General features: G+C 63.8%; 14 protein-coding genes. 5 read left to right on the top strand and 9 right to left on the bottom strand.

What is annotated here, in order from left to right; genetic code table 11:
- Nucleotides 1-60 precede the first annotated feature (60 nt).
- Nucleotides 61-981 (top strand): zinc-binding dehydrogenase, encoded by a 921-nt coding sequence (locus AC07SZ_RS15580; RefSeq protein ID WP_172372151.1) that lies wholly within the window; start codon nt 61-63, stop codon nt 979-981.
- A 9-nt stretch (nt 982-990) separates the two neighbouring features.
- On the opposite strand, the gene AC07SZ_RS15575 is transcribed toward AC07SZ_RS15580, so the two are convergent.
- The 8 genes from AC07SZ_RS15575 to AC07SZ_RS15540 all read right to left on the bottom strand — a co-directional run bounded on the left by AC07SZ_RS15575 (nt 991) and on the right by AC07SZ_RS15540 (nt 8,011).
- On the bottom strand, nt 991-1,743 hold the full coding sequence (locus AC07SZ_RS15575; RefSeq protein WP_056577838.1) for an SDR family NAD(P)-dependent oxidoreductase: 753 nt from the start codon (nt 1,741-1,743) through the stop codon (nt 991-993).
- 81 nt (nt 1,744-1,824) lie between these two features.
- Nucleotides 1,825-4,083, bottom strand: coding sequence for a transglycosylase domain-containing protein (locus AC07SZ_RS15570; protein ID WP_056577840.1), 2,259 nt, complete (start codon nt 4,081-4,083; stop codon nt 1,825-1,827).
- Between the two features lie 354 nt (nt 4,084-4,437).
- Nucleotides 4,438-4,818: a hypothetical protein gene (locus AC07SZ_RS15565; protein ID WP_494914936.1), complete on the bottom strand. Its 381-nt coding sequence runs from the start codon at nt 4,816-4,818 to the stop codon at nt 4,438-4,440.
- A 284-nt stretch (nt 4,819-5,102) separates the two neighbouring features.
- The gene (locus AC07SZ_RS15560; RefSeq protein ID WP_027031097.1) at nt 5,103-5,249 is read right to left on the bottom strand and encodes a hypothetical protein; all 147 of its coding nucleotides are present in this window, start codon (nt 5,247-5,249) and stop codon (nt 5,103-5,105) included.
- Nucleotides 5,250-5,274: 25 nt separating this feature from the next.
- The gene (locus tag AC07SZ_RS15555; RefSeq protein WP_027056594.1) at nt 5,275-5,529 is read right to left on the bottom strand and encodes a GlsB/YeaQ/YmgE family stress response membrane protein; all 255 of its coding nucleotides are present in this window, start codon (nt 5,527-5,529) and stop codon (nt 5,275-5,277) included.
- A 108-nt stretch (nt 5,530-5,637) separates the two neighbouring features.
- On the bottom strand, nt 5,638-5,841 hold the full coding sequence (locus AC07SZ_RS15550; RefSeq protein WP_494914934.1) for a hypothetical protein: 204 nt from the start codon (nt 5,839-5,841) through the stop codon (nt 5,638-5,640).
- A gap of 86 nt (nt 5,842-5,927) precedes the next feature.
- Nucleotides 5,928-6,548, bottom strand: coding sequence for a ribonuclease D (locus tag AC07SZ_RS15545; RefSeq protein WP_494914932.1), 621 nt, complete (start codon nt 6,546-6,548; stop codon nt 5,928-5,930).
- Nucleotides 6,549-6,625: 77 nt separating this feature from the next.
- The gene (locus AC07SZ_RS15540) at nt 6,626-8,011 is read right to left on the bottom strand and encodes a M20/M25/M40 family metallo-hydrolase (RefSeq protein WP_172372144.1); all 1,386 of its coding nucleotides are present in this window, start codon (nt 8,009-8,011) and stop codon (nt 6,626-6,628) included.
- Nucleotides 8,012-8,432: 421 nt separating this feature from the next.
- Here AC07SZ_RS15540 and polA point away from each other — a divergent pair, with 421 nt between their 5' ends.
- On the top strand, nt 8,433-11,396 hold the full coding sequence (polA, locus tag AC07SZ_RS15535) for a DNA polymerase I (RefSeq protein ID WP_494915177.1): 2,964 nt from the start codon (nt 8,433-8,435) through the stop codon (nt 11,394-11,396).
- Nucleotides 11,397-11,630: 234 nt separating this feature from the next.
- Here the strand turns inward: polA and AC07SZ_RS15530 are convergent, their stop codons facing one another.
- Entirely contained in the window at nt 11,631-12,035 is a 405-nt protein-coding gene (locus tag AC07SZ_RS15530) for a Fur family transcriptional regulator (RefSeq protein ID WP_056577850.1), read from the bottom strand.
- 244 nt (nt 12,036-12,279) lie between these two features.
- Between AC07SZ_RS15530 and AC07SZ_RS15525 the strand changes: the two genes are divergently transcribed.
- The 3 genes from AC07SZ_RS15525 to AC07SZ_RS15515 all read left to right on the top strand — a co-directional run bounded on the left by AC07SZ_RS15525 (nt 12,280) and on the right by AC07SZ_RS15515 (nt 15,687).
- Nucleotides 12,280-14,481, top strand: coding sequence for a caspase family protein (locus AC07SZ_RS15525; RefSeq protein WP_494914929.1), 2,202 nt, complete (start codon nt 12,280-12,282; stop codon nt 14,479-14,481).
- 118 nt (nt 14,482-14,599) lie between these two features.
- Nucleotides 14,600-14,980 carry a hypothetical protein gene (locus tag AC07SZ_RS15520; RefSeq protein ID WP_056577958.1) on the top strand — a complete coding sequence of 127 codons (381 nt, stop codon included), beginning with the start codon at nt 14,600-14,602 and terminating at the stop codon, nt 14,978-14,980.
- Nucleotides 14,977-15,687 (top strand): DUF4760 domain-containing protein, encoded by a 711-nt coding sequence (locus AC07SZ_RS15515; RefSeq protein WP_494914927.1) that lies wholly within the window; start codon nt 14,977-14,979, stop codon nt 15,685-15,687. The genes AC07SZ_RS15520 and AC07SZ_RS15515 overlap by 4 nt, the downstream gene beginning before the upstream one ends.
- Nucleotides 15,688-15,887 lie beyond the last annotated feature (200 nt).

Below are 15,887 nucleotides of genomic sequence, written 5' to 3'. Positions count from 1 at the left end.
CGATCGCGCAAATCGGTAGGCTCGGGGTCGTTCTCGCCGCAATTGGCAAAGGTGTACCCCATGCTCGCGCTCACCGTCTGTTCCGACAACGCAGCCAGATTGAAACTTACCGAGGTGAACGAGCCACCCCCCTGCGCGAACGAAGCTCTTATCGCCGTCCACGCGACCTCGTTGAACCGCGGCGAACTGCGCCTGCTGACCATACGCCCGAACGGCTGGATACCTGGCCAGGACGTCGTTGGGATCGTGGAGCGGGCGGCGGCCGATGGCTCCGGGCCGGCCGTGGGCACAAGGGTCGTGGCCTTGGTCGACGAAGCCGGCTGGGCCGAACGTGTCGCCGTTCCGACCGACCGTCTCGCCGTCCTGCCCGATGAGATCGGCTTCGTCTCGGCGGCCACGCTTCCGGTGGCGGGCACGACGGCGCTGAGGACGCTGCGCCATGGCGGCGATCTCGCTGGCCTGAAGGTGCTGATCACCGGCGCGAGCGGCGCGGTCGGCCGGTTCCAGATCCAGATCGCCCGCGAACAAGGCGCCTCGGTGACCGCGATCGCAGCCGCCCGGCATGCAGGGGATCTCCGCGATCTCGGCGCCGAGCAGGTGGTCGAGGCGATCGAACTGGCCGAAGGCCCTTTCGCGCTGATCACCGAATCGGTCGGCGGCGAAAGCCTCGCCCACGCGATCGAACGCGTCGCACCCGGCGGGACCATCGTCATGTTCGGCTCGAGCAGTGGCGAACTCACCCCGGTTGGCTTCCGCCAATTCGTTCCTGGCCACGAGGGAGCGAGGCTTCAGACCTTCGCCTACTACACATCCGGCTCGGGCATCGGCGCCGATATCGCCACGCTGCTCGCCCTGGTCGCGGCTGGCCGGCTGGAAACCCGTGTCGCCCTGACCGTGCCGTGGACTGATATCGCTCAGGCCCTGGACGCCCTACGGCAGCGCAGCTTCAGCGGCAAGGCCGTTCTCAACATCGCGGGATGAGCACCCGCCTCACACGTGCTGGCCACCATTGATGTGGATTTCCGAGCCGGTCACATAGGAGGCCTGCTGCGAGCACAGGAAGAAGATGATGTCCGCGACCTCGGCCGTGGTGCCGAGGCGTCTGAGCGGAATGGTCTCGACGATCTTGTCCGTGCCCGGCGACAGGATCGCGGTGTCGATCTCGCCCGGCGCGATGGCGTTGACGCGGATGCCGTGCGGGCCGAAATCATGCGCCATCTCGCGCGTCAGCGAGCCGAGGGCCGCCTTTGAGGTTGCATAGGCGGTGCCGGCAAAAGGATGCACGCGCGTGCCGGCGATCGAGGTGACGTTGACGATCGAGCCCTTGGCCGCCGCCAGTTCCTTGAACAGGCCGCGCGCCAGCATGATCGGCGCGAAGAAATTGACCTGGAAGACGTCGCGCCAGACATGCATCGGCGTGTCGATCGAGTTCATGCGGCTGTTGCCGTCCTTGAGCTTGGGCGAGATGCCGGCATTGTTGACCAGGGCATGCAGCTGGCCGCCATGCGCTTCCAGCCGGTGGCGGATTTCCGAGACGGCAATGCCTACATCTTCCTGGTCGGCGAGATCGACCTTGATGTGGTCTTCCGGGCCGGCAGGCCAGGGACAATCCTCGGCAAAGGCTTGCCGCGAACAGGTGATGACGCGCCAGCCCTCGCGCGAAAAGCGCTTGACCGTGGCGTGGCCGATGCCGCGGCTGGCGCCGGTCAGCACGATGGTTTTTCTGGTGTCGGGTTCAGCCATGTCACGGTCTCCGGGCCGGAGATGTAGCCGAACACCGTGGCGCTGGCGAGAGGCGGATTGACGCCGCTAGGGAAGACAGTCTCAGCCGCCGCCAAGAATATCCAGGATCGAGGTCTGCCGCTTCTTGAGCGGGCCGCCGACGCTGCCTGGCGGCACGGGATGGCCCACCGAAGCGGTGGTGCCGTCGTCCGCGGGCATGTTGAAGCCGTCGGCATCGACGGTCTGGGCAGGCCGCGCCACGCGGGCCGGCGCCGCCGGCTGCGCGGCCGGCGCCTGCTGGCCAACGGATACCGACGGAACCGGCGCCTGCTGGTTGTTGTCGGCCGAAGGTATGTCGTCGGGCACGATCGTATCGGCCGGCGTCGACTTCCAGGTGCCGGGCAGCGGCCGTACCGGTACGCCTTCATGCGCGGCGACCATGAACTCATGCCAGGCCTGCGCCGGCAGAGCACCACCGGTCACCTTCTTCATCGCCGTGCCGTCGTCATTGCCGAACCACACGCCGGTGGTGAGATTGGCGGTGTAGCCGACGAACCAGGCATCGCGCGAATTCTGGCTGGTGCCGGTCTTGCCGGCCGACGGCCAGGCGAAGGCCGCCTTCTTTGCCGAGCCGAACTCGACCGTGCCCATCATCATCGAATTCATCATGCCGACGATCTCGGGCTTGACGACACGCGGCGCGTTGCCGCCACCGCTGTCATAGAGCACCTTGCCCTCGGCGGTGGTGATGCGGCGGATGAAATGGATGTCCGGCTTGTAGCCGCCATTGGCGAACGGCACATAGGCCGAGGTCAACTCAAGCGGCGTCACTTCCGAAGTGCCGAGCGCAATCGAGGTGTTGGCCTGCAAATCGGACTGGATGCCCATGCGGTGCGCGGCCTCGACCACCGCGTTCGGCCCGACCTCCATCGTCAGCTGCGCGGCGACCGAGTTCAGCGATTTGGCCAGAGCCGTCGCCAGTGTCACCTTGCCAAAGTACTTGCCGCCGTAATTGTCGGGTGTCCAATTGCCGATCTTGATCGGCGCGTCGTTGCGCACACTGTCGGGCGTGCGGCCCGCCTCAAGGGCGGCCATATAGACAAACGGCTTGAACGCCGAGCCGGGCTGGCGGCGCGCTTCCGAGGCGCGGTCGAACTGGCTGGTCGAATAGTCATAGCCGCCGACCATGGCACGCACCGCGCCGGAATCGTCGATCGACACCAGCGCGCCCTGGGTGACGTTGAGCTTCTTGCCGCTGTCGTCGATCAGTTTGCGGATCGATTGCTCGGCAAGTTTCTGCAGGTTCAGGTCGACGGTAGAATCGATGACGATATCGCCGCGAACATCGCCGATCAGGTCGGGCAGTTCTTCCATGATGGCGTCGGCGACATAGTTTTCCGAGCCCGTCCAGTAGGACGGCGAGCGCGTCGCCGGCGCGCTGAGCGCCGTCTTCAGCTCCTTGTCGCTGATCTTGCCCTCCTCGCGCATGGCGGCGAGTACCAGTTGCGAACGCTCCTCGGCGGCCTTCGGATCGCGCGCCGGCGACAACCGCGACGGTGCTTTCAGCAAGCCGGCCAGCAGGGCTGCTTCCGACAGGGTGACGTCGCGCGCGCTCTTGCCGAAATAGCGGCGCGAAGCCGCTTCCACGCCATAGGCGCCGGAGCCGAAATAAACCCGGTTGAGGTACATTTCGAGGATCTGGTCCTTGGTGTGCTTGTGCTCCAGCCACAGCGCCAGCAGCACCTCCTGCACCTTACGCTCCAGTGTGCGGTCGGGCTTGAGGAACAGGTTTTTCGCCAATTGCTGCGTCAGCGTCGAGCCGCCTTGCGAGAAATGCCCGCCGAGCAGGTTCGTCACCATGGCGCGCGACAGGCCGATCGGGTCGACACCGAAATGCGAATAGAACCGGCGATCCTCGATGGCGATGACGGCTTCTGGAATATAGGGCGACATTTCGTGCAGGCCGACGGCTTCACCGCCGCTCATGCCGCGATTGGCGAGCAACTGACCATCAGCCGAAACAATCTTGATGTTGGGAGCGCGGTCGGGGATCGACCAGGTCGTGGCCGCCGGCATCTTGGCGCCGTAGTAGATGACGACGCCGGCCACCGCGATGCCGCCCCAGATGGCGAGCACGAAGCACCAGTAGAACAGCCGGCCAAGCACGCCGAACAGGCCGCGCCGGCTTCTGCCACGCCCACCGCGCGACGATTTCGCCTTCGACGATTTGCGTTTGGCGGAGGCTTTGCGGTTGCTTGGCACGACGCGGTCCTCCTCGCTCACCGAAAGACCCGGCTGGGATCGCGCCTGTGGCGGTCCCTCGAAACTGGGCTCGATGCGGCTGTCTCTGCGGTTCGCCATGCGCTGTGCTTGATATCCCCGGGGCCAATGGCGTCCGAGTTGAAGAGTAGATGCGGCGATTTAAGGGCGGGTTAAGTCGGAAAAATTCAAGGCGATTGATAATCAAATGCCTGGGGTCCGGCAGTTGGCGCTCGGTTCGAGGTCCTGATCTTGGCGCCGGCAAGCGGCCCACCGCGACAGAACAATCCTGGCGGTGGCACTTTTGTCTGGGACGCCAGGCCCAAACACTCTCAGCCGCGAGCCAAGCGGTCGCGGACATGTTCCTCGTTAGGGCGCGATCGCAAATGGTTGCAACTTCGCGTTCGACCGCGCCCTAAATCACCCGTCACCAGGTGATCACCTGGTGGACATGCGTCAGCCGATCGCGGCACGAACCGAGAGCGCTGCCCTGGACGATTGCATAACCTCGCCGACATGGCAGTAGCAGACGATTTCGTGCAGTTGGTGGTCGGTCAACTCGAAGAAGCGCTTGGCTTCGCCATAGCTGTCGTCTTTCAGACCCTCGTCGTGCAATATGGGGTCCGTGAAGGCAACCGCTATCGGCGAGCCATCGCCTCGCATGACATCGCGCTCGGGCGGCGCACGGTATTCGGTCCCGGCAAGCGCGGTGAGCAGCCGGCTGGGCTCACGTTCAAGAAGCTCGGCCCAACGCACGAGACGTTGGGTTCGGCTCATTACCGGCTGTTTGTTGACCTCGGCCACTGCATGCAGTTGGTCCAGTGTTTGGTGTTTCATGGCAACCTCCTAGCAATAGGTTGGTTGACCCCAAACGCCCTGTGTCGACATCATAGCGCCGAAGCGCCGATCCGTCATCTAATTCCATATCGGGGTTTGATCACGCCTCCGGCACTACGCCGAAGCAACGGCCCCGCCTTCCGGCAATTTTCAACGCCACCGCGCATCGACGGCAGCGCGAAAAGGGCCAGCGTCCGCTCCTCGCAGGTCATCGCCCTCCTCGATCGAGTCTGCCCGCCATCCGGAAATCAAGCGGCATGACGCATCCCAAATCGGCGGCTGGCTCAGTTCTGCTGGATCGAAATGCCCTTGTCGTCGATCTTGAGCTCGACGCCTTTCGGCTTCGTCTGCTCGCGGTAGACATAGGCGCCAAGCGCGATGACGACGACGACGAGCGCGCCAATGAGGAGGTAGAGTGTGTTTTGTTTCACGGCGCGCCCTTTGTCGTTTCGAGCCTCAGGCTCGCTTCAGAACCTTGACCAGCACCAAAAGGATGATGGCGCCGATCGTGGCATGGATGATGGAAGCGATGATGCCGCCGCCTATGGAGAAACCGATCCGCGGGAACAGCCAGCCGGCGATGAAGGCGCCGACGATGCCGACGATGATGTTGCCGATCAGGCCGAAGCCGAAACCGGAAACGATGAGACCGGCAAGCCAGCCGGCAATGGCACCAATGATGATGAAGACGAGAAGGCTTTCGACGCCCATGGCGATTTCCTCCGAGCAAGAGGGCGAGCGCGGAGCGGAAGGCTCCGAATCGGCCCCGATATCAACGGCTTCAGGCTATTCGAAAGCAGCTGGCCCCGCCAGCGGCGCTCATTGATCGTCGTCGTCGCCGGAAGTCGGCCGCCAGCTGGTCGGCTCGACCTTCTTTTGCGTATGGCTGTCGGTATAGACCCACCAGCCGTCATCGCGGTATTGCCCGATGGATTCGTTGAGAACGCCGTCGCCGTCCTTCCAGGTGATGGTGACCTTGGAGCCATCGGTCGGCGCGGTCGATATCGGCTTCCTGTCCACCATTTCGTCCCCCTTTTTCAGCCCACAGAACGCCACGGCCGGCATCTGGTTCCCAACCGTCCGTCGGGCGCGGATCGTCGCGAAGGCGGTCAGCTGTGTGCGAAGATATCCTCTTCGTCCCAGCCCATCAGGTCAAGCTTGGCCCGAGTCGGCAAGAAGCGGAAGCAGGCATCGGCCTCCTTTGTCCGCCCATCGCGCGCCAGCCGCCCGGCCAGCACGTCGCGCAGCCGGTGCAGATAGAGCACGTCGGAAGCGGCATATTCGAGCTGTTCGGGAGACAGCGTCTCGGCCGCCCAGTCCGATGATTGCTGCGCCTTGGACAGGCCGACGCCGAGCAACTCGAAGCAGATGTCCTTCAACCCGTGCCGGTCGGTATAGGTGCGTGTCAGCCGCGACGCGATCTTGGTGCAGAACACCGGCTCAGGCATCACCCCGAAGGCATTGTAAAGCACGGCGAGATCGAAGCGCCCGTAGTGGAACAGCTTCGTCACGCCGCGGTTCCTGAGCAGGCTGACGAGGTTCGGCGCCTTCTTCTGGCCGGGTGCGATCTGGATGACGTCGGCGCTGCCGTCGCCAGGCGAAATCTGCACCACGCAGAGCCGGTCGCGATGCGGGTTCAGCCCCAGCGTCTCGGTGTCGATGGCCACTGCCCCGACATTGTAATGCATGAGGTCGGGCAGATCATGCTTGTGGAAACGGATGTCGGCCATTGTCTTCTCCGGTCGCGGCGTATCCCGTCCTCGCCGCGATCCGGTGAAAAATCAACAGGAAAACGACTTTTCCGCGCTCAGCGCGTCAGCGCGTCCAGAATGCGGGCCCAGGAGCGCTGCCCCTTGTGGAAGGAGCTCAACTCGTATTTCTCGTTGGGCGAGTGGATGCGGTCGTCGTCGAGGCCGAACCCGACCAGCAGCGATTCCATGCCGAGATAGGTCTGGAAGTCGCCGACCACGGGAATAGAGCCGCCGCTGCCGGTCGTCACCGCGGGCTTGGGCCATTCGTCGGACAGCGCGTCCTTGGCCTTGGCCAGGAAAGGCGAGTCGTAGGAAAGCTGGATTGCCGGCGAGCCGCCATGCGGATGGAATTCTACCGAGCAGTCGGCCGGAATTCGCTCCTCGACGAATTTCTGGAAGGCGGCGCGGATTTTCTTGGGATCCTGCTTGTGGACGAGGCGGAACGACACCTTGGCGGAGGCCTCCGCCGCGATCACTGTCTTGAACCCCTTGCCGGTGTAGCCGCCAATGATGCCGTTGAACTCGGCTGTCGGCCGCGCCCAGGTCAATTCCAGCACCGAGCGGCCCTTTTCGCCGGACGGGATGGACAGGCCAACGGGTCCAAGGAAGGTCTCGGCCGTCTCGCCCAGCGTCTCCCAGGATTTCAGCACCTGCGAAGGCGTCTCCTCGACACCGTCATAGAAACCCGGAATGGTGATGTGGCCATCCTTGTCGTGGATGTCGGCCAGCACCCTGGCCAGGATGCGGATCGGGTTGGCGGCGGCACCGCCATAGAGCCCCGAATGCAGGTCGCGGTCCGCGGCCTTCACCGTGATCTCCTCGCCGACCAGCCCGCGCAGTGCCACGCAGATCGACGGCGTATCGCGGTTCCACATGCCGGTATCGCAGACCAGCGCGAAGTCGGCCTTGAGCTCTTCGGCGTTGGCTTCGAGGAACGGTTTCAGCGACGGCGAGCCCGATTCCTCCTCACCCTCGAACAGGATGGTGATACGACACGGCAGATTGCCATGCACCTGCTTCCAGGCGCGGCAAGCCTCGACAAAAGTCATCAACTGGCCCTTGTCGTCGGCCGAGCCACGCCCTGTGATCACCTTGTGGTCGGGTCCAACCTCCTTGATCGCTGGCGCGAACGGATCGTTTTCCCAGAGTTCGATCGGATCGACCGGCTGCACGTCGTAATGGCCATAGAACAACACATGCGGTGAACCAGCCGGCCCGTCATGATGCGCGACCACCATCGGATGTCCTGGCGTATCGCGCACGCTGGCATCGAAGCCGATCAGCTTGAGCTCCGCCACCAGCCATTCCGCCGCCTTGCGGCAGTCGGCGGCATAGGCGGGATCGGTGGAGATCGACTTGATCCTGAGCAGGCCGAACAGGCGTTCCAGGCTCTGGTCGAGATTCTGGTCGAGGCGGTCGAGGACGGGGGAAACTGCGGACATTTGGCAAGCCTTTCGATTCAGTGCCGGAACCGTAAAGGCAGAGCGGCGAAACGAAAAGCCCGGGACCATTGGACCACGGCCCGCAACAGCCGCCGCAAGGCAAAAAAAGACCGCCGTGGTGGAGGGGGAACCACGGCGGCCTCATACTCGAAACGATGCGGCAGCCCGGAGAGGGGGGATAGGCTGCCGCAGTTGCCCGGGATAGGCGGGGGACGGGCCTTGCTCCGGACTTCGGCGAAAACTGCCGATGAGGTGTATTTGGGTCTGTGAAGGTGGCGATTCAAGGGCATCAACGTTACACTTTTGTAACGTGCCCGTGAGCGGAGCTTTATAAGCCAATCTGTCAGGGTGTTGACGGAACCGATATCCGGGGATGTCTTTGGCATGGACCAAGCCATCGCGCCGCGCTATCCCTGCCGGCATGAAAAAAGGCGACCATCTCTTCCTCATCGACGGTTCCGGCTACATCTTCCGGGCCTATCACGCCCTGCCGCCGCTGACCCGCAAATCCGACGGCCTGCCGGTCGGCGCTGTTTCCGGTTTCTGCAACATGCTGTGGAAGCTGATGCAGGATGCCCGCAACACCGATGTAGGCATCGTGCCGACGCATCTCGCGGTCATCTTCGACTATTCCTCCAAAACCTTCCGCAACGATCTCTACCCCGAATACAAGGCCAACCGTTCGGCGCCGCCCGAGGACCTGATCCCGCAATTCGGCCTGATCCGCCAGGCGACCAAGGCGTTCAACCTGCCATGCATCGAGATGGAAGGCTTCGAGGCCGACGATCTGATCGCCACCTATTGCCGGCTGGCATGCGAAGCCGGCGGAGACACCACCATCATCTCCTCCGACAAGGACCTGATGCAGCTGGTCGGCGATACGGTCGGCATGTACGACCCGATGAAGGATCGCCAGATCGGCATTCCCGAGGTCATCGAGAAATGGGGCGTGCCGCCGGAAAAGATGGTCGATCTGCAGGCGTTGACCGGCGACTCGGTCGACAATGTGCCTGGCGTGCCCGGCATCGGGCCGAAGACGGCGGCGCAGTTGCTGGAGCAGTTCGGCGACCTCGATGGCCTGTTGACCCGTGCCGGCGAGATCAAGCAGGAAAAGAGGCGCGAATCGATCATCGCCAATACCGACAAGGCGCTGATCTCACGCCAATTGGTGACGCTGAAGAACGACGTGCCGGTGGCCGAGGGGTTGGACGATTTCGTCCTCCACGCGCCCGACGGGCCGAAGCTGATCGGCTTCTTGAAGACAATGGAATTCACCTCGCTGACCCGCCGAGTGGCGGAAGCGACCGGCACCGAGGCCGGCGACGTCCAGGCCGTCGCGGTGACCGTCGAGCGCGCCGACAACGCACATGGCCCCGATGTGGGCGCCGGATCGCCGGTTATGGCCCGGAGCGGTGCCGCCACGGGGCCAGGTCAAGCCGAGGACGCAACGGCGCCCGCGACGGACGTCGCGAAGCAAGGCGATACCCCTTCCCTGCTCTCGGCCTTGCGGCTGGAGCGCGCGGCAACCCGCAAGATCGACACCTCGGCCTACACCTGCATTCGCGATATCTCGACCTTGAAGGCATGGGTCGCAGAGGCGCGGGAGACCGGCGTCGCCGCCTTCGACGTCAGGGCGACATCGGCCGATCCCATGCAGGCCGAACTGATCGGCATGGCGATAGCCACGGCGCCCGGCCGCGCCGGCTACATTCCCTTCGCCCACAAGAGCGGCAATGGTGACCTGCTCGGCGGCGGCACGCTCGAGAACCAGATCCCGCTTCGCGAGGCGCTGGCGGTGCTGAAACCGCTGCTCGAGGACAAATCGGTCCTCAAGATCGCGCAGAACCTGAAATACGACCTGGTCATCATGAGCCGCTACGGCATCGACGTCGCGCCGTTCGACGACACCATGCTGATCTCCTATGTGCTCGACGCCGGCACTCCGCATGGTCACGGCATGGACGCGCTGGCCGAGAAATGGCTTGGCCACACCCCGCTCCAGCTCAAGGACGTCACCGGCTCCGGCAAGAGCTCGGTCGGTTTCGACCAGGTCGACATCGACAAGGCGACCGCGCACGCCGCCGAGGACGCCGACGTGACGCTGCGGCTCTGGCTAGTGCTGAAGCCCCGGCTTGCCGCCAAGGGCCTGGTCTCGGTCTATGAGCGGCTGGAGCGGCCGCTGGTGCCGGTGCTGGCGCGGATGGAACAGCGCGGCATCTCGGTCGACAGGCAGATCCTGTCCAGGCTGTCGGGCGAATTGGCGCAAGGTGCCGCCCGGCTCGAAGAGGAAATCTACCAACTCATCGGCGAACGCATCAACATCGGCTCGCCCAAGCAGCTCGGCGACATCCTGTTCGGCCGCATGGGCCTGCCCGGCGGCTCCAAGACCAAAACCGGGCAATGGTCGACCTCGGCGCAGCTGCTGGAAGACCTTGCCGCCGAGGGCCACGAATTGCCGCGCAAGATCGTCGACTGGCGCCAGCTCACCAAGCTGAAATCGACCTATACCGATGCGCTGCCCGGCTTCATCCACCCCGACACAAAACGCGTCCACACCTCCTACGCGCTGGCCGCGACGACGACCGGGCGGTTGTCATCATCCGACCCGAACCTGCAGAACATTCCGGTGCGCACCGCCGAAGGCCGCAAGATCAGGACCGCCTTTATCGCCGACAAGGGCAACCGGCTGGTCTCGGCTGATTACAGCCAGATCGAACTGCGCGTGCTTGCCCATGTCGCCGAGATCCCGCAGCTGCGGCAGGCTTTCGCCGATGGCGCCGATATCCACGCCATCACCGCATCGGAAATGTTCAACGTTCCCGTGGAAGGCATGCCTTCCGAGATACGCCGCCGCGCCAAGGCGATCAATTTCGGCATCATCTACGGTATCTCGGCCTTCGGCCTCGCCAACCAGCTGTCGATTCCGCGTGAGGAAGCCAGCAACTATATCAAGAAGTACTTCGAGCGCTTCCCTGGCATCCGCGATTACATCGAGGAGACCAAGGCCTATGCCCGCGAGCACGGCTTCGTCGAAACGATCTTCGGCCGCCGCATCCATTATCCCGATATCCGCTCGTCCAACCCGTCGCTGCGTGCTTTCAACGAGCGCGCCTCGATCAACGCCCGCCTGCAAGGCACCGCCGCCGACATCATCCGCCGCGCCATGGTGCGCATGGAGGAAGCGCTGGAGAAGGCCAAACTGTCGGCCCGCATGCTCCTGCAGGTGCATGACGAACTGATCTTCGAAACGGTCGAAGCGGAAGTCGACACGACGATCCCCGTCGTGCGCCACGTCATGGAGAACGCGGCGATGCCCGCGGTGTCAATGTCAGTACCGCTGCACGTCGACGCGCGGGCCGCCAACAACTGGGACGAGGCTCATTGAGGCTGTGAGGCGCCCGCGGCCACCAGGTCGCGTTCCTTCACATCCCTCTGCCCTGCCGGGCATCTCCCCCACAGGGGGAGATCGGCATCTTCGCGGGCAGCGCTTTTATTTCAGCATAGGGTAATTGGCGAAGGCAGAAACGACAGCTGATCTCCCCACTTGCGGGGGAGATGTCCGGCAGGACAGAGGGGCTGCCCCTCCAGCATCGAAGATTTTCTTATCACTGACTAGACTTCAGGCAGCCTCGGCCCGGCACTTCGCACACACGCCACGAAACTCGATCACCGCCTTCTTCGCGGCAAAGCCCGTCGAACTGACCCATTCGTTCAGCCGGTGGTCGACGTCGTGATCCGACATTTCGGTCACCTGTCCGCACGTGTCGCAGATCGCGAAAGCGGTCATCGAATGACTGTGGTCATGCGGCTCGGCGCAGGCGACGAAGGAATTGATGCTTTCCAGCCGGTGCACAAAGCCGGACTTCACCAGCGTGTCGAGCGCGCGATAGACCTGCAGCGGCGCGCGGAAGCCGCGCTCACGCAACTGGTCGAGCAAGGTATAGGCGCTGAGCGGCCCGCTGGCGGTCTCGAGCTTCTCGAGCACGCACAACTGGTTTTTCGTCAGCACATCCCTCGCGGCCATGGTCCTGTTCCAACTTGTTCTGCGCCATCCGCAGGCTGTTTGCCGGTGCAAACGGCCCGATCCCATTCAAATAGCGACGAACCGTCGTCTTTGCTACTCTTCTGTTGTTGTCCGGGACCAATCGACGGCGTTCCGCCACATTTGATTATGGCAGGCCTGATCAGCGGCAACATTCAAAATACTGACAAAATCCTCGACGAGGGTAATCTCGCTTGGGAAATTCGATCGGGCTTGGGGAAGCAATATGATCAAATTGACACGCCGGACGCTGCTTGTCGGCACGTCCGCGCTGATAGCGGCCGCTACGGTTTCGTTCCGGGCACTTGCGGCATCGCGCACCTATCATGCGCTGCTGGTGGCTTGCACCGAATATCCTGCCTTGCCGCAGAGGAACTGGCTGATCGGGCCGAACAACGATGCCGGCCTGGTGCACGAGTATCTGCTGAAAAACGTGCCGGACCCGGTGCGGTTCGCGCCGGAGAACGTCACGCTGCTCGCCAAGGATGTACCCGGCGCCAAAGGACTGCCGACCCACGCGGCGATCAAGGCGGCACTCGCCGACCTTGCGGCCAAGGTTCAGCGCGACGACTTCGTCTATCTGCATCTGTCGGGCCACGGCGCCCAGCAGCCTGAAATGGTCAAGGGCGACGAGACCGACGGGCTCGACGAGATTTTCCTGCCGGTCGACATCGAGAAGTGGGTCAACCGCGACGCCGGCGTGCCGAACGCGCTGGTCGACAATGAGATCGGCGACGCGCTCGACGCCATCCGCGACAAGGGCGCGTTTGTCTGGGCCGTGTTCGACTGCTGCCATTCCGGCACCGCGACCCGTGCCGTCGAGGTCGATGACGAGTTGGAGCGCAAGGTCGAATTCGCCGATCTGGTCGGCGGCGACGAGGCCGCAAGGGCGGCGGCCGTCAAGACCTATGAGGACACGGTCGCAAGCGCATCGCGCGGCCTTGACGAGAATGGCACGCGCAAGCCCGCCTTCAACCTGACGCCGACCGGCGCCGAGCCGATCACCAAGGGCAAGCTGGTCGCCTTCTACGCCGCTCAGACGGTGGAGACGACGCCGGAGATGCCGCTGCCCAAGGGTACGGCGGACGCGCCACGCTTTGGCCTTTTCACCTTCACCATCCTGTCGAAGCTCGCCGAAAACCCCAACGTCACCTACCGCCAGCTTGGCCAGGCCGTTCTGCAGCAATATTCCGCCGACAGCCGCACCCGGCCGACGCCGCTGTTCGAGGGCGAACTCGACGCGCGCGTCTTCGGCACCGACAAGACAGAAGCGGTCATGCAGTGGCCCATCGTCGTCAAGGACGGTGAGGCGACGATCGGCGCCGGGCTGCTGCATCGCCTGACGCCCGGAAGCAAGCTTGCCATCCTGCCCTCGGCACTGTCGTCGCTGTCCGACGCGGTCGGCTATCTCGAAGTGCGGTCGGCAAAGAACCTGGAGAGCCAGGTCAAGCCGGTCGAGTTCGAGAACAAGCCTGCGCTGAAGCTCGCCGACATTCCCGCCAACGCCTATGCGCGGGTGGCGGAGATCGCCGTCGACTACAAGCTCACCGTCGCGCGGCCGGCCGCGGCCAAGGAGCTGGAGAAGGAAACCACGCTGGTCAATTCGGTTCTGGACGAACTGGCCGCGGCCAAGGAAACCGGCTTCAATATAGAGCTGGTCGATCCCGGCAAGAGCGCCGAGTTGCGCTTCGCCGTGATGCGCGAGAACGCCATTGCAGGCGCCGCCGGGGACGCCACCGGCAAACCGGCGCTGTGGTTCCTGCCGGCGTCCGGTGACGTGACCTTGAAGGACGGCGGCAAGCCGCCGCTGGTCATCATCCATCCGCACGACCGCCAGAAGCTGGTCGACGCCACGACCAGGAATTTGCGCACCATCTTCCGCGCCACCGGCCTTTCGCGGCTGGCGGCGGCCTCCGACTACAAGCCCGAGGACGTCGACGTCCAGTTCCAGGTCAAACGCCTTGACAAGGATGGCCTGGAGCCGCTGCAGGCGTCGGTGGTGCCGCGCGTCTCGCCCGGCGATGAAGTGCATGTGCTGGCCAAAAACAGCTCGGACCAACTGGTCGACATCAACGTGCTCTATGTCGGCAGCGACTATTCGATCACCCACATCGTCGCCGAGCGCCTCGCGCCGCGGGCCACGCTGGAGGAAGGGCTGCTCGCCTTCACCGACACCAGCTTCGGCATGGAGCGGATGATCGCGGTGCTGACCGAGGCGCCGCCGGAAAGCGAAAAGGAAGATCTGAGCTTCCTGGCACAGGAGGGCGTCACGTCGATAACGCGCGGCCTCGGTCCCGCCAGCTTCTCCGACATGCTCGCCGATATCGGCATGGCGCCGCCGACCCGCTCGGTGATGCGGCTTGCCGACAAGGGCGGCCCGAAGGGCGCGGTGATGATCTTCCCGATGGAGACAGTGCCGCGCGCCTGATCTCCGCCACCGGGCCGCATGGCCCAGGTTCCGGCACTTGCGCGATTGGCGCGATATGAGAACATTCCCAGCCGCAGCCCAAGAGCCCAGCGGCCGGATGAAGCAGATAGGATCGATTGTGACGAAGTCTATTTTCTCCTGGCGCGGAACGGTTGCCGGACTTGCCGGCGGCCTGTTGCTGATTGCCAATGCCTCTGCCCAGGACAGCTGTGGCCTCTGCGCCAAGCAGGTGATCATCAATTCGGAACTGGCAACGTGCTTCCTCGACCAGTACGACCAGTTCGCCAAGACCAGCAGTGACGCGGTGGTGGTCGATCTCTCGAGCTGCGCCTCACGTGGCGTGGTCGAAGCCCTGCCGTCGCCCAACAAGGCGCCGGCGGAGCCGGACGTGCAGTTCATTGTTTCGCGCCCGCAGCTCGCATGCCTGAAAAAGCAGCTTGAGGCGCCCGGCATCGTGCTTGATCCCTCCGCCACCATCGAACTGGACAGCTGCAAATGAAGAAGCCGGGGGGCACGACGAAACAGACACAGGCGGCCGCGCCCGCCAAGGCGCCGGAGGCGAAGCAGATGCTGCCGGAGACCACGGAAGGTTTCCCCTGGCCAAGCAGCCATGAGATCAAGAAGGAGAGCAATCCCTTTACCGATCGCGACTGGCGCATGCTCGTCTATGCCTGGTCGGGCATGCTGGTGCGTTTCGCCATCATCTTCACCCTGGCATTCTCGGTCTACCAGTTCCTGGCCAACCAGGAACAGAAGCGCGTCGAACAGACCATGTCGCTGGTCGAGCTCTGGGAAACCAAGGACTACCAGCAGGCGCAGCGGGCCTTGAAAGATCGTCTCTCCGCCCTCAACGCCAAATACGACAATCTGCTCAGCGCCAACCCCTCGCCGACGGAAGAACAGGTTTTCCGGCAACGCATCGGTATCGAGGCGATGACAGCCTCCGGTGGCGACATGCCGCTCGCCGATTTCGGCGAGAATTTCGACCGCATCGTCTATTTCCTCAACCGTCTGTCCTTTTGCGTCGATGGCGACCTGTGCTCGCGCAAGGTGACCGATGCCTATTTTCGTGATTATGCCGTCTCGTTCTGGAGTTATTTTGCCGGCTATATCGACAAGCAGCGCAAGGCGGGTTCGCCTACTTTCGCCACGGCGATCGAGGCTTATGTTCGCAATGGGCAACCGGCGCCTGAAGCCAAACAGTGATGGGAAAAGCCAGGATCAGCGTCCGCCTCATGCGTGCCTGCTGCTGGTTGGCCATGGCTGGAGAGGAACTGCACCCGCTCCGCCCAGGCACCGCCGACAGGGGCGGGATCGGCAAAAACCGTCGAAAGCATCAACGCGCCCAGCATTGATCCCCTGGATGCCTCGCCCCCTTGGCAAGCCACGCGTAATTGGCGAGCCTG

It is taken from the genome of Mesorhizobium sp. GW821-FHT07A06 (assembly GCF_059419085.1).
This window is presented reverse-complemented; position numbering and strand designations above follow the sequence as displayed.